The 18,088-nt window shown below is 67.6% G+C and carries 18 protein-coding genes and 2 pseudogenes; 11 read left to right on the top strand and 9 right to left on the bottom strand.

Annotated features, from left to right (window positions below; translation table 11 throughout):
* The 8 genes and pseudogenes from ACNPP0_RS12730 to ACNPP0_RS12765 all read left to right on the top strand — a co-directional run.
* A pseudogene (locus ACNPP0_RS12730) lies at nucleotides 1-312 on the top strand (ligase-associated DNA damage response exonuclease); the annotation flags it as partial.
* A 36-nt stretch (nucleotides 313-348) separates the two neighbouring features.
* Nucleotides 349-1,959, top strand: a complete 1,611-nt coding sequence (locus ACNPP0_RS12735) for an ATP-dependent DNA ligase (protein WP_332608177.1) — start codon at nucleotides 349-351, stop codon at nucleotides 1,957-1,959.
* Nucleotides 1,956-4,421, top strand: a complete 2,466-nt coding sequence (locus tag ACNPP0_RS12740; protein WP_448706075.1) for a ligase-associated DNA damage response DEXH box helicase — start codon at nucleotides 1,956-1,958, stop codon at nucleotides 4,419-4,421. The genes ACNPP0_RS12735 and ACNPP0_RS12740 overlap by 4 nt, the downstream gene beginning before the upstream one ends.
* Nucleotides 4,402-5,103: a ligase-associated DNA damage response endonuclease PdeM gene (pdeM, locus tag ACNPP0_RS12745; protein ID WP_448706076.1), complete on the top strand. Its 702-nt coding sequence runs from the start codon at nucleotides 4,402-4,404 to the stop codon at nucleotides 5,101-5,103. The genes ACNPP0_RS12740 and pdeM overlap by 20 nt, the downstream gene beginning before the upstream one ends.
* A gap of 224 nt (nucleotides 5,104-5,327) precedes the next feature.
* Nucleotides 5,328-6,170, top strand: coding sequence for a BON domain-containing protein (locus ACNPP0_RS12750; protein ID WP_448706077.1), 843 nt, complete (start codon nucleotides 5,328-5,330; stop codon nucleotides 6,168-6,170).
* Between the two features lie 13 nt (nucleotides 6,171-6,183).
* On the top strand, nucleotides 6,184-6,819 hold the full coding sequence (locus tag ACNPP0_RS12755) for a UdgX family uracil-DNA binding protein (RefSeq protein ID WP_448706078.1): 636 nt from the start codon (nucleotides 6,184-6,186) through the stop codon (nucleotides 6,817-6,819).
* A gap of 85 nt (nucleotides 6,820-6,904) precedes the next feature.
* Nucleotides 6,905-7,162: a DUF1488 family protein gene (locus tag ACNPP0_RS12760; protein ID WP_332608182.1), complete on the top strand. Its 258-nt coding sequence runs from the start codon at nucleotides 6,905-6,907 to the stop codon at nucleotides 7,160-7,162.
* 27 nt (nucleotides 7,163-7,189) lie between these two features.
* Nucleotides 7,190-8,032, top strand: coding sequence for a symmetrical bis(5'-nucleosyl)-tetraphosphatase (locus ACNPP0_RS12765; RefSeq protein ID WP_448706079.1), 843 nt, complete (start codon nucleotides 7,190-7,192; stop codon nucleotides 8,030-8,032).
* A gap of 13 nt (nucleotides 8,033-8,045) precedes the next feature.
* Here ACNPP0_RS12765 and ACNPP0_RS12770 read toward each other — a convergent pair whose 3' ends face one another.
* On the bottom strand, nucleotides 8,046-8,930 hold the full coding sequence (locus ACNPP0_RS12770) for a c-type cytochrome (protein ID WP_448706080.1): 885 nt from the start codon (nucleotides 8,928-8,930) through the stop codon (nucleotides 8,046-8,048).
* Entirely contained in the window at nucleotides 8,927-9,349 is a 423-nt protein-coding gene (locus tag ACNPP0_RS12775) for a c-type cytochrome (protein ID WP_332608185.1), read from the bottom strand. Before ACNPP0_RS12775 ends, ACNPP0_RS12770 begins: the two co-directional genes overlap by 4 nt.
* A 158-nt stretch (nucleotides 9,350-9,507) precedes the next feature.
* Here ACNPP0_RS12775 and ACNPP0_RS12780 point away from each other — a divergent pair, with 158 nt between their 5' ends.
* From ACNPP0_RS12780 to ACNPP0_RS12790, 3 genes are read left to right on the top strand one after another with little or no spacing between them, the layout of a single operon-like run.
* Nucleotides 9,508-10,569, top strand: a complete 1,062-nt coding sequence (locus ACNPP0_RS12780; RefSeq protein WP_448706081.1) for a cytochrome c oxidase subunit II — start codon at nucleotides 9,508-9,510, stop codon at nucleotides 10,567-10,569.
* Between the two features lie 59 nt (nucleotides 10,570-10,628).
* Nucleotides 10,629-13,148 carry a cbb3-type cytochrome c oxidase subunit I gene (locus ACNPP0_RS12785; protein ID WP_332608933.1) on the top strand — a complete coding sequence of 840 codons (2,520 nt, stop codon included), beginning with the start codon at nucleotides 10,629-10,631 and terminating at the stop codon, nucleotides 13,146-13,148.
* Between the two features lie 4 nt (nucleotides 13,149-13,152).
* Nucleotides 13,153-13,521: a hypothetical protein gene (locus tag ACNPP0_RS12790; protein ID WP_448706082.1), complete on the top strand. Its 369-nt coding sequence runs from the start codon at nucleotides 13,153-13,155 to the stop codon at nucleotides 13,519-13,521.
* Nucleotides 13,522-13,558: 37 nt separating this feature from the next.
* Here the strand turns inward: ACNPP0_RS12790 and ACNPP0_RS12795 are convergent, their stop codons facing one another.
* The 7 genes and pseudogenes from ACNPP0_RS12795 to ACNPP0_RS12825 form a co-directional block, all read right to left on the bottom strand.
* Entirely contained in the window at nucleotides 13,559-14,128 is a 570-nt protein-coding gene (locus ACNPP0_RS12795) for a DUF4142 domain-containing protein (RefSeq protein WP_448706083.1), read from the bottom strand.
* A gap of 116 nt (nucleotides 14,129-14,244) precedes the next feature.
* Nucleotides 14,245-14,730: a DUF421 domain-containing protein gene (locus ACNPP0_RS12800; RefSeq protein ID WP_448706097.1), complete on the bottom strand. Its 486-nt coding sequence runs from the start codon at nucleotides 14,728-14,730 to the stop codon at nucleotides 14,245-14,247.
* A gap of 126 nt (nucleotides 14,731-14,856) precedes the next feature.
* On the bottom strand, nucleotides 14,857-15,330 hold the full coding sequence (locus tag ACNPP0_RS12805; protein WP_448706098.1) for an FCD domain-containing protein: 474 nt from the start codon (nucleotides 15,328-15,330) through the stop codon (nucleotides 14,857-14,859).
* Nucleotides 15,312-15,467 (bottom strand): hypothetical protein, encoded by a 156-nt coding sequence (locus ACNPP0_RS12810; RefSeq protein ID WP_448706099.1) that lies wholly within the window; start codon nucleotides 15,465-15,467, stop codon nucleotides 15,312-15,314. Before ACNPP0_RS12810 ends, ACNPP0_RS12805 begins: the two co-directional genes overlap by 19 nt.
* A 49-nt stretch (nucleotides 15,468-15,516) precedes the next feature.
* Nucleotides 15,517-15,729 (bottom strand): annotated as a pseudogene (locus ACNPP0_RS12815) (ferric reductase-like transmembrane domain-containing protein); the annotation flags it as partial.
* A gap of 294 nt (nucleotides 15,730-16,023) precedes the next feature.
* Nucleotides 16,024-16,455 (bottom strand): arsenate reductase (glutaredoxin), encoded by a 432-nt coding sequence (arsC, locus tag ACNPP0_RS12820; RefSeq protein WP_448706084.1) that lies wholly within the window; start codon nucleotides 16,453-16,455, stop codon nucleotides 16,024-16,026.
* Nucleotides 16,456-16,635: 180 nt separating this feature from the next.
* A partial coding sequence (locus ACNPP0_RS12825) for an acetyl/propionyl/methylcrotonyl-CoA carboxylase subunit alpha (RefSeq protein ID WP_448706085.1) occupies nucleotides 16,636-18,088 on the bottom strand: 1,453 nt, incomplete at its 5' end.

An 18,088-nucleotide genomic window follows, 5' to 3' on the forward strand; every position in this document is an offset into this window, starting at 1 on the left:
TTTGCCGGTGAACTGATCCTGGCGCCGCCGTCCGCCGCCGGCAGCAGCTGGTTGCGGCGCTTTCGCAAGGCGCAGCATGGCTTTGCGTCCGGCTGGATGCGGCTGCGCGGCAACCGTCGGCGCCGCAACATGGACCGGGGCTTTGTCGTGTCGGACCACGCCGACTGGCCGGCCTTGCTGCGCACCATCCGCGAGACTGGCGCGCGCCGCGTCATCGCCACCCATGGCGACACGGACGCGCTGGTCCGCATCCTGAACGAAACCGGCACGGCGGCCGAAACCCTGGCCACCCAGTACGGCGAAGACGATTAACACGGCCAAGGCAACCCACAGGAGGCCCACCCCGGCATGAAGCGATTTGCAGCGCTGTATCAGGAACTGGACCGTAGCACCGCCACCTTGGACAAGCGAGCGGCGCTGGTGGCGTATTTTCGCGACGCGCCGCCGCGCGACGCCGTGTGGGCGCTGTATCTGCTGGCGGGCGGCAAGATCACCAGCGCACGCCGCAAGATCGCCGGGTCGGCCGAATTGCGCGCGTGGATTTCCGCCGCCTCGGATACCCCGGCGTGGCTGGTGGATGCCAGCTACGACCAGGTCGGTGACTTGGCGGAGACCCTGGCCCTGTTGATGCCCGACCCGGACTCCGCCCACGCCGACCCTGAACGCGGCCTGGCCGACTGGATCGAAGAAGTGCTGCTGCCCATTGCCAACCGCGACGAGTCCGAACGCCGCGACATCATCGTGGCCGCCTGGCGCGGCATGGCGCTGGCGGAAAGGCTGGTGTTCAACAAAATGCTGACGGGCGCGCTGCGGGTCGGCGTGTCGCAACGCATGGTGCAGCAGGCGCTGGCCGACATGTCGGGCGTGCCCATCGCCCGGATCGCGCAGCGCATGCTGGGCACGTGGACGCCCAGCCCGGCCTTCCTGCGCGATCTGCTCAGCGCCGAGGCGCTGCCCGGCGACCGCCAGCAGCCGTACCCGTTCTTCCTGGCCTCGCCCCTGGAAGCGGACCCGGCCATGCTCGGCCCCATCGACGACTGGCTGATCGAATGGAAGTGGGACGGCATCCGCGCCCAGCTCATCCGCCGCCATGGCGAAGTGGCGCTGTGGTCGCGCGGGGAAGAGCGGCTGGACGGACGATTCCCCGAAGTGGAGACCGCCGCCCACGCTTTGCAGGTGGACTGCGTACTGGACGGCGAACTGCTGGCCTGGCAGGAAGACGCCGGCGGCCCGATGCCGTTTTCCGCGTTGCAAACCCGCATCCAGCGGCTCAAGCCCGGCCCCAAGTGGCTGGCGCAAGCCCCCGTGCGCATGCTGGCTTATGACCTGCTTGAGCTTGACGGCGCCGACCTGCGCGACCGGCCCCAGTCCGAACGCCGCGCCATGCTGGAAACGCTGCTGCGGCAACACCCCGACCCGCGCCTGTCCTTATCGCCGGCGGTATCGCCCGACAGTTGGGAAGCCGCCGCCGCCTTGCGCCTGGAATCGCGCGAACGCGATGTCGAAGGCTTCATGCTGAAGCGCGCCTCGGCCCCGTACCAAAGCGGGCGGCGGCGCGGCGATTGGTGGAAGTGGAAGATCGACCCGCTGACCATCGACGCCGTCCTGCTCTATGCCCAATCCGGCCACGGCCGGCGCAGCACGCTATACACCGACTACACCTTCGGCCTGTGGCAGGGCGATGCCCTGGTGCCCATCGCCAAGGCCTACTCGGGCCTGGACGACAAGGAAATCCTGGAGCTGGACCGCTGGCTGCGCGCGCACACGCGTGAACGCTTCGGCCCGGTGCGCTCGGTGGACCCGGTGCAGGTGTTTGAGCTTGGGTTTGAAGGCGTCAACTTGTCCAAGCGCCATAAATCGGGCGTGGCGGTGCGCTTTCCGCGCATCCTGCGATGGCGGCGCGACAAGCCCGCCGACCAGGCCGACCAGCTGGACACGCTGAAGGCGCTGGCGCGATGACGGCACCCCCGCGCGGCTGGGAAGCGCCGCTGTCGGCCTGGTTCAACGCGCGCGGCTGGCGCCCGGCGGCTTTTCAGAAAGAGACCTGGAAGCGTTACCTGGCCGGCGAATCCGGCCTGCTGCATACCCCCACCGGCAGCGGCAAGACGCTGGCGGCGTTTGGCGGGCCGATGCTGCAAGCGCTGGCCGATCCTGCCGGCGCCACACCCACGACGGGCGCGGGGCCGCGCGTGCTGTGGGTGACGCCGCTGCGGGCGCTGGCCACCGACACGGCGCGCGCCCTGGCCGACACGGTGGCGGACCTGGCTCTGGGCTGGACGGTGGCCTTGCGCACCGGCGACGCCAGCGCCCGCGACAAACGGCTGGCGCGCCAGGGCAAGGCCGATGTGCTGGTCATCACCCCGGAATCCCTGGCGCTGCTGTTGTCGTACGCGGACGCGTCGTCGCGCTTTCGGGCGCTGCGTTGCATCGTGGTGGACGAATGGCACGAACTGCTGGGCAACAAGCGCGGCGTGTTGTTGCAGCTGTGTCTGGCACGGCTGCGGCGCCTGTCGCCCGACGTGCGCATGTGGGGCCTGTCCGCCACGCTGGGCAATCTGGATGAAGCCCGCGACGTGTTGTTGCCGCATCAGCCGAACAGTGCGGTGGTGTCCGGCGCGCGGCCGCGCAAGGTGACGCTGTCCACCTTGCTGCCCGAGCGCAGCGCCGCGCTGCCGTGGGCGGGACACCTGGGCCTGTCGCAACTGGCGCGCGTGTACAAGCGGCTGTTCGACGTGCGCGCCACCTTGCTGTTCACCAACACCCGCGCGCAGGCCGAGCTATGGCATCGCGCGCTGGAATCCATCTGGCCCGAAGACCCCGCCACGCTGGCGCTGCACCACGGCTCACTGGACCCCAAACTGCGCACCCGCGCGGAACAGGGCCTGCGCGACGGCAGCATCCGCTGCGTGGTGGCCACCTCCAGCCTGGACCTGGGCGTGGACTTTCCGGCGGTGGATCAGGTGTTGCAGGTAGGCAGCCCCAAAGGCGTGGCCCGGCTGCTGCAACGGGCCGGCCGCGCCAAGCACCGTCCCGGCGAGTCCGGCCATGTGGTGTGCGTGCCGGCGCAGGCGCTGGAACTGGTGGAATACGCCGCCGCCCGTCAGGCCATCGCGCGCGGCGATATCGAATCGCGGCCACCGCCACGTGGCAGCCTGGACGTGCTGGCGCAGCACGCCGTCACGTTGGCATTGGGCGGCGGCTTCGAGGCGGACGCGCTGTACGAGGAAGTGCGCGGCACGCACGCCTATGCCGCGCTGGACGCGCCCACCTGGCAGGCCGTGCTGGACTTCATCGTGCAGGGCGGTCGCGCCTTGTCCAACTACCCGGAATTTCGCCGCGTTGAAAAGGATGACGACGGCTGCTACCGCGTCCACGACCGCCGCATCGCGTTGCGCCATCGGCTGTCCATCGGCACCATCACGGCCGACGGCGCGGTGTCGGTGAAGTACCTGCGCGGCGGCAGCCTGGGGTCGGTGGAAGAGGGCTTTCTGGCCCGGCTGCGCCCGGGCGACCGCTTTCAATTCGCTGGCCGCACGCTGGAGCTTGCGCGGCTGGAAGGCATGACGGCCTACGTGCGGCGCGCCAAGGGCGGCGATGGGCCGGTGGCCACGTGGCAAGGTGGGCGCATGCCGCTGTCCACTCAGTTGGCGCGCGAAGTGCAACGCCTGTATGCCGATCCCGGCGATCACCCCGAGATGCGCGCCGTTGAGCCGCTGCTGCGCATCCAGCGCCAGGCCAGCGCGCTGCCGGCCCCGGGTCGCCTGCTGGCCGAACAGATCTCTACGCGGCGCGGCATGCATCTGTTCCTGTTTCCGTTCGCGGGCCGTGCCGTGCACGAAGGCATGGCCGCCATGATGGCGCTGCGCTGGGGCCGGCGCCATGCCAACACCTTTTCCTATACGGTCAATGACTACGGCCTGATGTTGACGCTGGCCGAGCCCGCAACGCTGGACGAAGCCTTGCTGCGCCAACTGCTCAGCCCCCATGACATGGCCGCCGATCTGCGCGATGGGGTGAACCTGGGCGAACTGGCGCGGCGACAGTTCCGCGAGATTGCCCGCGTGGCCGGCTTGTTGACCCCGTCGTTGCCCGGCAGGGCTGCACGTTCGCTGCGCCAGGTGCAGGCGTCCAGCGGCCTGCTGTACGACGTGCTGCGCCGCTACGATCCCGACCACCTTTTGCTGGCGCAGGCCGAACGCGAAGTGTTCGACAACCAGCTGGAAGCGCCCCGGCTGATGGCGGCGTTGGAAGATTGCCAGATGCGCGCGCTGGACCTGTGCACGCCCCGCGCGCTGACGCCGCTGTCGTTTCCGCTGTGGACCGAAAGCCTGCGCGGGCAGCTCAGCACCGAAAGCTGGCAGGCCCGGGTCAAGCGCGCCGCCGCCCAACTAGAGAAACGCTATGCCCGAATTGCAGGATGACCCGTCGGCGCACGCCTTGCCCATGACGCTGGCCGGCGAACCCGTGCTGCTGCTGGGCGAACGCGCGCTGTACTGGCCGGCCCGCGCGCGCCTGGTCATCGCCGACCTGCATCTGGGCAAGGGCCACGTGTTCCGTCAGGCCGGCATCGCCGTGCCGCGCGGCGCCACGCAGGCCGACCTGGACCGGCTGACGCGGCTGGTTCACGACACCGGCGCGCAGCAGTTGTGGATTGTGGGGGATGTGCTGCATGGGCCGATGTCGCAGGCCGAGTGGCGCGATGACTGGGCGCAGTGGCGCCGCGCCCATGCCGAACTTGACGTGGCGGTGCTGATCGGCAATCACGACCGCGCGCTGGAAGGCGCTGCATTGGGCATGCGGCAGCTGGGGGATGAGCAGGCCGACGGCCCGTTTTTGTTCCGGCACATCCCCAAGGCCGACCCGCAAGGCCGCCACGTCATCGCTGGCCACGTACATCCCAAGACCCGCTTGCCCGGCGTGCCCCGCCACTGGCCGGCGTTCTGGCTGCAAACGGGTATCACCGTTCTGCCGGCGTTCTCGGACTTTACGGGCGGCTACACCGTGACCGTGCAAGCAGGACAGGCGGGGCAGGTTGAGCAGCGGTTGGCGGCTTGCGTCGACGGCAACGTGGTGCCGATCGGCTGGCCGCCGTCAGGCGCATAGCCTCGCCTGGCCGACCCGGCACTTATTACCGCCGTTGTAAGAAGTGCCGGGCAGGTGGCTCCACCACAAACCGGCCTGGCCGCGACAGGCAAAAGGACCCGACGCACCGCGCAACGCGTCCTCCCAGCCGTGCGGCACACCACTTGCTGCGTACCCGGCAGGCGCCCGCACGGGCCACACCCCGGTTCGTGCGAGGCAGGACCCACCTTCACAGGAGACTCACAATGAACCGTGACCCCAGGTACACGCCCCGGTATGACGATGACTTCGAACGCGATCCGGGCGCCGATGCCGGGCGGGGTGATCCGTACCGGCAGGCCCACCAGCGCGGCCGCTCCCAAGGCGATCCGTATCGCGATCCCAATCGGGACCCCTATCGCCATCCCGGCTCGCAAGGTCAAGGGCGCGGCAACCGTGGCGCCGGTGATCAGGAACCCTGGCACGACCCCGCGCCCTCGTACGGCTACCAGGGCGACGGCAATCGGCCCGCACCCGGCGCGCGCGAGTCGCGCGGCGGATTGCGCAGCCGCAGCGCCGACCCCGGCCAAAGCAGCTACGGCGGCTTTCGCAATGAAGACCCGTCCTACCAGCGCGAGCAGGTGTATGGCTCGCGCAACCCGTCCTACTCCGGCCCCACGTCCTACGGCGACGAAGAAGGCGGCTACTACGGCGACCGTCCGCGCGGGGGCGACGAGACCGGCGTGTCGTTCGAAACCGCCGAACGGGGCGGCTACAACCGCGGCCCCACCGCCTGGCGTGACCGGGGCTCGTTCCGAACCGACCCCAAGGGCTACACCCGGTCCGACGAACGCGTGCGGGAAAACGTTTGCGAATACCTGGCGCATAGCGGGCTGGACGTCAGCGACGTGTCCGTCAGCGTGACCGATGGCCGCGTGACGCTGGAAGGCACCGCGCCGGATCGCCGCACCAAGCACCGCATTGAAGACTGCACCGACGCCTGCGCGGGCGTGCAAGACGTTGACAACCGCATCCGTATCGCGGGCAAGGGCGGCGCGGGGGAATCCACCGCCACTGGCGACACCGCCATCGGCGGCGGTCGGGAATAACCGCGCGCAAGCCATGAACGCCAATGCCACACCCACCGACGGCGCTGACGGGGACATCGACCCCGATCAGCGGCCCCGCAAGCTGGACGACTGCCGGCGCTGCGGTTTGTGGCGGAACGCCACGCAGGCGGTGGGGGGCGAAGGCGGACGCCGCGCAAGCATCATGCTGGTTGGCGAGCAGCCCGGCGATAAGGAAGACCTGGCCGGGCTGCCTTTCGTCGGCCCGGCCGGCGCGCTGCTGGACAAGGCCTTGGCCGAGGCCGGCGTAGAGCGCCAGGCGGTCTATGTGACCAACGCCGTGAAGCACTTCAAGTGGCAGCTGCGCGGCAAGCGCCGTATGCACAAGTCGCCCGCCCAGGTCGAGATTCGCGCCTGCTCGTACTGGCTGGATCAAGAGCTGGACGACATCCGGCCCAGCGTCATCGTGGCGCTGGGCGCCACCGCCCTGGGCGCCGTGATGCAGGACGCCAAGCGGACGCTGAAAGACGCCATGGGCCACGTGATGAAGCGCGGCGACACCCGGGTGCTGGCCACCTACCACCCGTCATTTGCGTTGCGCAGCCCCAGCCACGAAAGCCGGGACGCCGCTTACCACGCCATTGTCCAGGCGCTGGCCCGCGCCAAGCGCCTGGCCGATGAAGGCGGGTGAAGCCGCGGTCGCTCAAGCAGCGGTCACCCAAGCATCAAGCGCCAGACAACCTGCCGAGCCTTAACAATCAAGGAGGAACGATCCCATGAAATTCACCAAAGCCACCGGTGCGCACACGCAAGGCGATGCTGTCCTGTTCAACATGGAAACAGGCGGCGTCACGCGGCAATTTGAAATTTCGGGCGACGTATTGCGGCGCCGCTTCGGCGCGGCGGACGACACCGCCACTGAACTGCTGCATGCATTCGAAAACGCTGCCCAAGCGCTGCAAGACGCCGCCCAACGCGCACAGGGGGTGCCCGCCGACGGCCCCATCCAGTTGGGCGAGGGCGATTTCGCCTGACGGACTCTCGGCGACGGCGGGGCAAACATGGACACGCAGGCGTCACCCAACCCGCCGTCGATCTGGGTGATCGGCGATGTGCACGGCTGCGTGGATTCCTTGGACGCCTTGCTGGCACGCCCCGAAATCGCCGACGATCCGCAATGCCGGTTGTGGTTCGTGGGCGACCTGATCAACCGGGGCCCGGATTCCGCCGCCACGCTGCGACGCGTCATGGCGCTGGGTGCACGGGCGACGGTGGTACTGGGCAATCATGATCTGCGCGCGCTGGGAATCGCGGCCGGCTGCATCCGGCCCGGGCGGCGCGACACGCTGGACGAACTGCTTGCGGCGCCCGACGCGGGCGAGTTACTGCACTGGCTGCGGCACCGTCCGCTGATGCACGTGGAAGCCGGCCACGTGCTGGTGCATGCCGGCATCTACCCCAGCTGGGACATGCGCACCGCGCAGGCGCTGGCCGACGAGGCACAGGTGCCGCTGCGCGGTGATCGCTGGCGCGATGCGATGCACGCCTTGCACGGCGGCTCGCCGCGCGCCTGGACGCAAAAATTGCACGGCGACGCCCGGCTTCGATTCATCGTGGGGGCGTTCACGCGCATGCGGCTGTGCACGCGCGATGGCGCCATGGCGCTGGGCGCCAAGGCCACCCCCGGCCATTGGCCGTCGGGCACCTTGCCGTGGTTCGACGTGCCGGAGCGGGCCTGCGCCGACACGCCCATCCTGTTTGGCCACTGGGCCACGCTGGGCTTGTTGGTACGGCGTGACGTTACCTGCCTGGACACCGGCTGCGTGACGGGCGGCGTGCTGACGGCGTTGCGCGTAGGCGACCGAAAGCTGTTGCAGGTGGGGGCCGAGGCCTTGCTGGCGTGACGACGGCAATCTGCTATTCAAAATTTGACAGCGTCTGCAAAAACGCCGCGATGTCGCGCGCATCCTGCTCGCGCAACCCCAGCGCGGGCATGGCCGTGCCCGGCTTGATGCCTTGCGGATCCATCAACCAACGCTGCATGTAGTCGGGCGAATTCGGCACGACGCCGGCAATGCGCGACCGGTCCGCCATGCCGTCCAGCGACGGGCCCACATAGTGGCGCGCGCCCGGCACGCCCGGAATGGCGTGGCAGGTCACGCACAGATACTGCTGCAACGCGGCGCGCCCGGCCTTGGCGTCGCCTACGCGCATGTCGCCCGGCGGCGTTGCGGTAGCGGACGAAGAGGGCGAAGTCGATGCGGATGCCAAGCTCGAAGCAGGCCCGCCTGACGGTGCGCCATCGCGATACTGCTGTGGCGACAGCGTCGGCAGCACCCGCATGTAGCCCACCACGTCCCAGATTTGCTCGTCCGTCATGCGGTACTGCCAGGCGGGCATGCCGGTCATCTTGATGCCGTGCCGGATGATCCAGAACACCTCGGCCGCCGGTCGCTCCCGTGCGCTGGTCACCAGCGGCGGGGGCGCGGGATTCAGCCCCAGCGCGTAGGGCTCGGGCGCCTGGCCCGGGCCGCCATGGCATTGCGCGCATTGCGCCCGGTACAGCGCATCGCCGCGCCGTATGCGATCCGGGCTGTCCAGGTCGGGCACGTCGATATCCGCCGACCGCAGCTTCACCGACCGCGTGGACGCCACGTCCAGCAAAGCGTACACAGGCACGGTGTGCGGACCGGTGGCGCTGACGTCATACCAGCCGAAGTAAACGGTGGCGCTGCCCAGCGCCGCGCCCGCAAGCACCAACGCGGCGACACACCAGGCGGCGATACGGGGCCATCGTCTCATCGCGCCTCCTGGCCTTTGGGCAGGCTTAGCAGGAACGCGGCAATGTCCTCGGCTTCGGCCCGGCTCAAGCCGACATTGGGCATGGCGGTGCGGGGATTGATGGCGGGCGGGTCCATCAGCCAGCGGACGAGGTTGGCGGGCGTATTCGGCAGGAGCCCGGTCAGATAGGCTTGACGGCCCACATTTCCCAAGGGCGGCCCTACGGCGGACGCCGGACCACGCACGGTAGGCACGGCGTGGCAGGCCAGGCAACCGTGGTTTGCCACCAACTGGCGTCCGCGCGCGGCGTCGGCGCTACGGGGCAAGGCATCAGCGGACACGTTCTGCGCCAAGGGCGGACGCTCGTCCCCACACGCCGCCAGCAACGACAGCGCGGCGGCGCCAAGCAGGATGAGGGGAGGGCGGGCGGTAGGGCGCAAGAGGGGGTGACGTCCTTCGGCTGAGATACCCGCCGGGCACCAGCAAGTCCTGTTCCTCGGACGAATTCCGCTGCATATTTCAGCGCGCGTTCCCACCCGTGTTCCCACCCGTGTGGCCGCATCCAAGCCGCTGGGCACGGTACATGCTGACGCGCGGCATGGCCGCCATCCTTTCCTACGTGCTTGCCACCGCGCCGGCGGGTGCCGCTCTACCGCGCTTGCCCAGCGCGCCGACGGGCGGGGCGGCCGGCGATGGCGCCGGGGTCATTGCCGACATCAGTCAAATCCTGTTCATCGGCGCCACGGCAATTTTCGTGGTGGTGATGGCGTTGGTGGCCGTGGCGCTGTTCGGCCCCGCCAGCGCGCGCCGACGCCTGGCCAGCCCCGCGCTGATCGTTGGCGCGGGCATCGCTTTCCCGGTCGTGGCGCTGACCGCCTTGCTGGTCTACGTGCTTAGCGCGGGGTCTTCCATGGCGGGCGACGGGGCCGCGCCCACGGTCCGCATCGCCGTCAAGGGCGAACTCTGGTGGTGGCGGGTGCGCTACCTGGACGCGTCCGGCGCCGCCTTGTTCGACACCGCCAACGACATCCGCATACCTGTCGGGGCGTGGGTTGAATTCGAGTTGACCTCCGACAACGTCATTCACAGCTTCTGGGTACCCGAACTGGGGGGCAAGCTGGACATGATTCCCGGGCGCGTCAACCGCATGCGGGTGCGCGCACAAACGGCGGGCACGTTCACCGGGCAATGCGCCGAATACTGCGGCGCGCAACACGCCAACATGAAGTTCCACGTCGTCGCGTTGGAACCCGACGCGTACCGCGCATGGCAAGAGGCCCAGGTGCGGCCGGCTGAGGCGCGGCCGGCCCAGGTGCGGCCGGCTGAGGCGCGGCCCACTGAGACGCTGCCCACTGAGGCCCGGCCGGCCCCGCCGTCCGAGCCCACGCTGCGCCGGGGCGAGCAGGTCTTCCTGCAAGCGTGCGCGCAGTGCCACACCGTGCGCGGCACCGACGCCCGGGGCACGCTGGGCCCGGACTTGACCCACGTGGGCAGTCGCCTGTCGCTCGCGGCAGGCGTATTGCCCAACAACGTGGGTGCACTGGCCGGCTGGATCGCCGGCAGCCAACACATCAAGCCCGGCAACCCCATGCCGTCCTTCAACCAACTGCCCGGTGAAGATCTGCGCGCCGTGGCCCGCTACCTGGAACGCCTGAAGTGAGCGATACCGCCCAGCCCCCCGCGACCGCCACGCCGCAAGCTCCGTCCGTCGGCGCCTTGTTGACGCCCAAGCTTCCCAATTCTTCACCGCGCCCACCGGAAGAAGAGGGCGCGCTGTTGCGGGCGTGGTGGCGGCCCAGTGGCTGGCGGCTTGTTACGGTGGTGGACAACGCATCGGTCGGGCTGCTTTATATCGGCACGGCCTTTCTGTTCTTCCTGTTGGCCGGCGTGCTGGCGCTGTTGATGCGCACGCAATTGGCCGCGCCCGACAGCCACCTGATCGGGCACGCGCTCTACAACCAGCTGTTCACCATGCACGGCACGGTGATGATGTTCCTGTTTGCCGTGCCCGCCGTGGAAGCCATCGCGGTATTGCTGTTGCCGAACATGCTGGGCGCGCGCGACCTGCCGTTTCCCCGGCTGTCGGCCTATGCGTATTGGGCTTACGCGGTGGGCGGGCTGGTGTTCTTTTGCAGCATCTTTTTCGGCCTGGCGCCGGACGGTGGTTGGTTCATGTACCCGCCGCTGACCGGCTCGCAATATTCACCCGCCATGAACGCGGACCTGTGGTTGCTGGGCATCGGCTTCATCGAAATCTCGGCCATCGCGGGGGCCATCGAGCTGGCCGTGGGCATCCTGCGCACGCGCGCCCCTGGCATGGGCCTGGACAAGATGCCGATCTTTGCGTGGGTGATGCTGGTGTTCTGCGGCATGGTCATCATCGCGTTTCCGGCCGTCATCGTCGCCACGGCGCTGCTGGAACTGGAGCGCGCCTTCGACATGCCGTTCTTCATCACGCAACGCGGCGGCGACCCCTTGTTGTGGCAGCACCTGTTCTGGTTCTTTGGGCACCCCGAGGTCTACATCATCTTCCTGCCCGCCGCCGGCATGGTCTCGATGATCGTGCCCGCCATGACGGGCGTGCCGCTGGTGGGCTACCGCTGGGTGGTCATGGCCGTGGTGGGCACCGGCTTTCTCAGCTTTGGCCTGTGGGTGCACCACATGTTCGCCACCGGCATCCCGGCGCTATCGCTCAGTTTTGCGTCGGCGGCAAGCATGGCCGTGTCGGTGCCCACCGCCATACAGGTATTCGCGTGGATCGCAACGATCGCGGCGGCGCTGCGCTTGCGACCCTTGAAGACGCCGATGCTGTTCATCCTGGGTTTCTTCTTCATCTTCGTGCTGGGCGGCCTGACCGGCGTGATGGTGGCCGTGATTCCGTTCGACCTGCAAGCGCACGACTCGTATTTCGTCGTGGCGCATCTGCACTATGTGTTGTTCGGCGGGATGGTGTTCCCGCTGTTCGCGGCGTTCTATTACTGGACGCCGGTGGTCAGCAGGCGCGCCTTATCCGAACGCCTGGGGCGCTGGGCGTTCTGGCTGATGTTCGTGGGCTTTAACGTCACGTTCTTTCCCATGCATTTCACCGGCCTGGCCGGCATGCCGCGGCGCGTCTACACCTACGCCGAAAGCCAAGGCTGGGGCTTGCTGAACATGGTGTCTACCGTGGGCGCCTACCTGATTGCGGCGGGCGTGCTGGTGTTCCTATGGGACCTGGCGCGCAACTTCCGCCCGACCCTGGGCCGCAACGCCGGCAACGTCTGGAACGCGGGCACCCTGGAATGGCTGCCCAGCGATATCTACGGCGTGCGCAGCATTCCAAGCGTGACCTCGCGCGAGCCCCTGTGGGACCAGCCCGGCCTTGCGCGCGATGTGGCCGCCGGCCGATATTTCCTGCCCTCGGCGCCATCGGGAACGCGCTCAACGCTGGTGACCAGCGCCGTGGACGCGCAGCCCGATTACGTGTTGCCGCTGCCCGGGCCGGGCTGGCTGCCGCTGTTGGCGGCTTTGGGCACGGCGGGCTTTTTCTTGTTGCTTACGTTCAAGATGCATGCGTTGGCGGCGGCCTGCGCCGTGCTGGCGGTGGCCTCGTTGTGGCGTTGGCTGTGGGACGCCGACACCGGGCCGGACTACGCGCCGGTGCACATCGGGGCGGGCGAGCGGGTGCCGATGATGTGTTCCGGCGCGGCGTCGCATTACGGCTGGGCCATGACGCTGTTGGTGGTCGTCTGCGCCAGCATCTTCGGCTCGTTATGCTTTGCGTATCTGTTCCTGTGGACCACCTCGCCGGGCGCCTGGCCACGCGGCGCCGACTTGGCTGGCCCGGTTCGCCCTTTGCTTTCCGCGTGGCTGCTGATGGACGCCGCCGTGTTGATGGCGTGCTGCGGGCGCTGGCTGCGCCTGAACCGGCACGATCTGCTCAGAACGGGCATGGCCGCCGGCGCCGTGTTGCTGGCGCTGGCATCCGCGCTGGACCTGCACGGCCACTGGACGCACGGGCTGCGACCGCAAGCGTCGGCTTACGCGGCGGCCGTGTACGCGGTTGCCGGCTTGCAGGCAGTGTTCGCCTTGCTGGCGGTCACGATGGCAGCGTTTACCGTCGCGCGTTCCATGGCCGGCAGGCTGTCGTACACGCGCCGCGCCTGCCATCACTGCACGATGGTGATGTGGTACTACACCGTGGCGCAGGGCTTGGTGGGCCTAGCGCTTGTGCATGCCTTTCCGCGCATGGCGGGGTAGCGCGATGAAGACGCCCGTGCTCACCGCCTTCGGACGCAACCCGCTGCTGTTGATCGCCGGCCCGATGATCTGGATGGTGCACTTTCTGGGCATCTACATCGTCAATGCCATTGCGTGCGCGCGGCCGGATTCCGCGCTGGCGATGCATGCCGGCGGAATGCCGGTGTCGTCGTGGGTGATTCTTGCGGGCAGCGCCGCGGCCTTGCTGGCCATGGGGCTAACGATCCGTATCGCGATCCGCTCGGCCCGACATGAAGAAGCCCCGGACGCCGCGCGCTTTCGCGTTTGGCTGACCGGGGCGTTGTGCGTATTGTCGGCATTGGCCGTGATCTGGCAGACCGTGCCGATTTTCCTGGTGGCTGCGTGCGGCTAGGGGGCCGGCTGCCCGTGCCCCCCGCCTGGCATCAGGGCTACTTCTTGACGGTCTGTACGCTTTGTTCCAGCGTCTTCGCCATTTGCAGATGCTGCTGCAAGGCGGGCAAGGTTTCCGTGGCGAACTGTTTGATTTCCGGATCCTTGGCATTCTTCGACGCGTCTTCAAACAGCTTGACCGCATCTTCGTGCGCGGACACGCCCACGCCTTCGGCATAGGCCTTGTCAAACCCGTCGTCGCGCATGCCCAGCGTCTTCAGCTTGGCTTGCTGCATCAACGACGGCTCGGTGGGCGCGTCGTAGCCCTTGCTTTTTGCCAGGCTGGTCAGTTGCTGCCCCACCTTGCCGTGGTCATCAATCATCTTCTGCGCAAAGCTCTTGATTTCAGCGTTTTGCGACTTCTGCAAGGCCAGCTTGCTGCCTTCCACTTCCATATGACCCGACTGTGCGGCATTTTCGAGAAAATCGCGGTCTTTGCTGTCCAGCTTGGAATCGGCGGCCATCGGCGCGGCGGGCGCGGTGGGCGAAGTCTGCTGCGCAACAGCAGCGGTGCCGACACCAAGCGCGGCAACCGAAAGCAGGGCGGCGGTAAGGGTGCGAGTTTTCATGTACGTCTCCCAAGGGGTGGCGCGGCGCGCCGTTGATAAGAACTACCCTTGCGCTTTACAGCAAACCGCGTTCCTGCCTGTGTTTGCCGTCAGCGGGGCGTTCGCCAAGCCGCCGTTCACGACTTGTTCGTCGATTCTTCCAGCGTGGAGGTTTCCTCGACGGGCTTTTCCACCTGGTCGATCACGCTGAATTCACCGGTGGATTCCAGGTATGCGCGCTTGACGCGACTGACGTCGCCCACGCCTTTCAGCCGCAGTTGCTCCATGAGTTCGCCCCGGCTGATGTGTTCGCGCTTCAAGCCCGCGACCTGGATCCGGCCATCGCGCACCAGGCAGATCCGCTGCGGCTCCAGCACGCGCCGCAACACGGGGATGTGATAACACAGGCGGTCCAGCAGGTAGCTCCAGCCGACAATCGTCGTGACAACGATGATGCCGTCGCCCATGGAATAAGAATCGCCCGACATCGCGTTGCCCGCCGCGTCGGCCACCAGCACCAACACCAGCATGTCTGCCACGCCCAATGACCCCATGTCGCGGCGGCCCGAAATACGAAGCAGGGCGTACAACACCCAATACATGGTCGTACCGCGGACGAACATTTCCACGAACCCGGCTTGAAGCGCAAAAATTTCAGCGATATCCGACATGGTGAGCCACACGTAAGCCGCACGGGGGCGACGGTGCGTGGCAAGCAGCAAATGCCGTGCCCGCGGTGACTGCGGTGGCTACGCGCTGCCGTCGGCCAGCAGCGGCTGCGCCGGCAATGCACCGCGTAAGGATTCCAGCAACACGCGCTTGTTCTCTCGGCTGCGGTATGCGTGTTCGCGCATCAGGTTTTCAGCGCGCACCGCTTCGCGCCGCGAAATGGCGCGCAACAGATCTTCGTGGTCGGCTTGCGCGCGCAGCACGAATGGCGTTTCCAACAGCGACGGGGTCGACGGCAGCGTCAGCGCGGCGGGGCCTGCCAACGGCGTCTTGTTGTTGTGTTCCAGGGCCGATAACAGCGCCCGGTTGCCGGCGGCCGCGCACAGGATTTCGTGAAACCGGCGGTTGATTTGCCCCCAGGCACGGGCGTCCACCGTGGTGTTGGGGTCGCGGCGCGCCGGAGCCAGCAGTGCGCGGCCTTCATCCACCGCCTGCGTCAGTTGGTCCAGCACCTCTTGCGAAGCCCCGCGCTCGGCTAACAGCCGCGCCGCCATGCCTTCTGTCGCCCGGCGTTGGTCGCCCGCGGCAGCAACAGCACGGCGGCCACGCTGCCGGCCGCCATCAGCGCAGCGGCAAGCCACCCCCCCGGTTGCGTCCAGTAGGCGTAGTCCAGCAGAACCACGGCATGCACGACCAGCACCAGGAATAGGGCGGCGATGATCCGGTGCGAGCAGCGAGAACAATAGGGCGCCGATACCCAACCATTTGTGCAGCCGGTACATCTTGTCCAGGCCGCCCAGCGGTTGCTCGGGCCAGCGCGGGCGCGCCGCCAGCACCAGCGCCAAGCTCATACAGGCCAGGGCGAGCAGGCCGGACAGCTGAATCAGCGCGGCGCGCACTATGTAAGGGCTTGAGGCGCCCCACAACCGGGAATCGGCCAGCGCCCACAACATCGCCACCAGCAGCAGGAAAAAAAACCAATGTCAGCCTAATCGCGCGCATCTTGCTCCTCCGAGTTCAACGCGCGCCAGGGTCCTGGCAAGCGCTGTCGACGTGGTTGATGGGACGGGCCATCAAGATGCCTATGCGGTGACGGGATACCGCGACCCTCTCTGTCACCGAATTGTTCGATGAATATCGTCCTGCATCCGGCGAACGTCTTGGACAAAGATCAAGCCCTTCGCCCCAGATGGGGAAGGGCAGGAGGCAAGTACGGGTGGCGGCGACGGCCTGGCGCTGATCGGGCTCTAGCCCTGGCCCACGCGCCGTCCGCTGTCGTCGATCACGACTTCGCCATCTTCTTTAGTGAACGCGCCGCGCTGCGGCTCTTCAAGAATGTCCAGCACCAATTCCGACGGGCGGCACAGGCGCACACCTGCGGCTGTGACCACAAAGGGCCGGTTGATAAGGATGGGGTTCTCAAGCATGGCATCGATCAGCGCGTCATCGGACAGCGATTCGTCATTCAGGCCCAGCGCTTGATACGCCGATTCTTTCTGGCGGATGGCGTCGCGCACGGACAGGCCGGCGCGCGAGATCAGATCGACCAGCGTTGCGCGGTCAGGCGGCGTCTTCAAATATTCGATCACTTGCGGCTCGATGCCGGCGTTGCGAATCAGCGCCAAGGTATTACGCGACGTGCCGCACTTGGGGTTGTGATAGATGATGACGGGGCTCATGGTGTCCTGGGTTTGTTGAAGTGTTGGAATCGTGAAGGTGGCGGTGGGAGTTTACGAGGGCAATGCCCAACCACGTCAAATCCGTACTTTACATAATACACATTATGCGTAATACGCCTAAGTGAAAGAAGAGGCGTCGGACGGCGTCCCAGCCTCTCTTTGTAAACACCCGTTTTCCGCTTACTCGATCCGCCCGATCGTCGCCCCGGCTGCCACCGATTTGCCCGGCGCTGCTTCCTGTTTGAGCACGCCGTCTCGATGTGCCAGCACCTGCATTTCCATCTTCATGGCTTCCATCGTGGCGATCAGTTCGCCTTGTTTGACGGTGGCGCCGTCTTCCACCTTCCAGGCCTGGATGGTGCCCGCGATCGGTGCCGGCACGCTGTCGGCGCTGGCGAGGTTCCCGGCAGGCTGCCCTGCGTCCGTCGTTGCCGCCGCGCCGGCGGATTGCAAGCCGCGCAGCAGTTCGGCCGGCAGGCCCAGAGATACGCGGCGGCCGTCGATTTCGACTGCGGTCCGGTGCAGTGTCACCGTGCCCAATGGCGTGGGCCGCACTGCCGCTTCCAGATCATGGGCAAAGTCGGTTTCGATCCAGCGCGTGTGGACCTTGAAGCCGGTGTCGTCGCCCAGGAAGTCGTCATGCGCCAGGACCGCGCGATGGAACGGCAGCACGGTGGCCACGCCTTCTATGCGGAATTCGGCCAGCGCGCGGCGGGCGCGCGCAATGGCCTGTTCGCGGGTCGCGCCCGTGACGATCAGCTTGGCCAACAGCGAATCGAAGGTGCCGGGTATGGTCGAACCCGACTCCACGCCGCTGTCCACGCGCACGCCCGGTCCGGACGGTGGCGCGAACTGGTCGATGCGGCCCGGCGACGGCAGGAAGCCCCGGCCGACGTCTTCGGCGTTGATACGGAATTCGATGGCGTGGCAGCGCGGCGCGGGCGCCGTGGTGAACGACAGCGGCAAACCGTCTGCGATGCGCAATTGTTCAACAACCAGGTCCAGCCCGCAGGTTTCCTCGGTGACCGGGTGTTCGACTTGCAGGCGCGTGTTGACCTCCAGGAACGAAATCGCGCCCGATGCACTCAGCAGGAATTCAACGGTGCCGGCGCCGACATAACCGGCATGGGCGCAGATATCGCGGGCAGACGCGTGGATGCGTTGGCGCTGGTCGTCCGTCAGGAACGGCGCGGGCGCTTCTTCCACCAGCTTCTGATTGCGCCGTTGCAGCGAGCAATCGCGCGTGCCCAGCACGACGACGTTGCCGTGCTTGTCGGCCACCACCTGCGCTTCGACGTGGCGCGGCCGGGCCAGGAACTGTTCCACATAGCATTCGCCGCGACCGAACGCGGTGACCGCTTCGCGCACGGCCGACTCGTACAGGTCGGCCACGTCTTCCATGCGCCACACCACTTTCAGGCCCCGGCCTCCCCCGCCAAACGCCGCTTTGACGGCAATCGGCAGGCCATGTTCGTTGGCGAAGGCCAGCACGTCTTCGGCGCCGTTGACCGGGTCTGCCGTGCCGGCCACCAGTGGGGCTCCGACGGCCAACGCGATCTTGCGCGCCTGGACCTTGTCGCCCAGGCGCTCGATGGTTTCCGGCGACGGGCCGATCCAGGTCAAGCCGGCGCCG

This window comes from Achromobacter semiaridum, assembly GCF_053543755.1.

Bases quoted from the DNA above. Each gene is read 5' to 3' on its own strand.
- ACNPP0_RS12735 (WP_332608177.1), top strand. From the start codon at position 349: ATGAAGCGATTTGCAGCGCTGTATCAGGAACTGGACCGTAGCACCGCC.
- ACNPP0_RS12740 (WP_448706075.1), top strand. From the start codon at position 1,956: ATGACGGCACCCCCGCGCGGCTGGGAAGCGCCGCTGTCGGCCTGGTTC.
- pdeM (WP_448706076.1), top strand. From the start codon at position 4,402: ATGCCCGAATTGCAGGATGACCCGTCGGCGCACGCCTTGCCCATGACG.
- ACNPP0_RS12750 (WP_448706077.1), top strand. From the start codon at position 5,328: ATGAACCGTGACCCCAGGTACACGCCCCGGTATGACGATGACTTCGAA.
- ACNPP0_RS12755 (WP_448706078.1), top strand. From the start codon at position 6,184: ATGAACGCCAATGCCACACCCACCGACGGCGCTGACGGGGACATCGAC.
- ACNPP0_RS12760 (WP_332608182.1), top strand. From the start codon at position 6,905: ATGAAATTCACCAAAGCCACCGGTGCGCACACGCAAGGCGATGCTGTC.
- ACNPP0_RS12765 (WP_448706079.1), top strand. From the start codon at position 7,190: ATGGACACGCAGGCGTCACCCAACCCGCCGTCGATCTGGGTGATCGGC.
- ACNPP0_RS12770 (WP_448706080.1), bottom strand. From the start codon at position 8,930: ATGAGACGATGGCCCCGTATCGCCGCCTGGTGTGTCGCCGCGTTGGTG.
- ACNPP0_RS12780 (WP_448706081.1), top strand. From the start codon at position 9,508: ATGGCCGCCATCCTTTCCTACGTGCTTGCCACCGCGCCGGCGGGTGCC.
- ACNPP0_RS12790 (WP_448706082.1), top strand. From the start codon at position 13,153: ATGAAGACGCCCGTGCTCACCGCCTTCGGACGCAACCCGCTGCTGTTG.
- ACNPP0_RS12795 (WP_448706083.1), bottom strand. From the start codon at position 14,128: ATGAAAACTCGCACCCTTACCGCCGCCCTGCTTTCGGTTGCCGCGCTT.
- ACNPP0_RS12800 (WP_448706097.1), bottom strand. From the start codon at position 14,730: ATGTTCGTCCGCGGTACGACCATGTATTGGGTGTTGTACGCCCTGCTT.
- ACNPP0_RS12805 (WP_448706098.1), bottom strand. From the start codon at position 15,330: ATGGCGGCGCGGCTGTTAGCCGAGCGCGGGGCTTCGCAAGAGGTGCTG.
- arsC (WP_448706084.1), bottom strand. From the start codon at position 16,455: ATGAGCCCCGTCATCATCTATCACAACCCCAAGTGCGGCACGTCGCGT.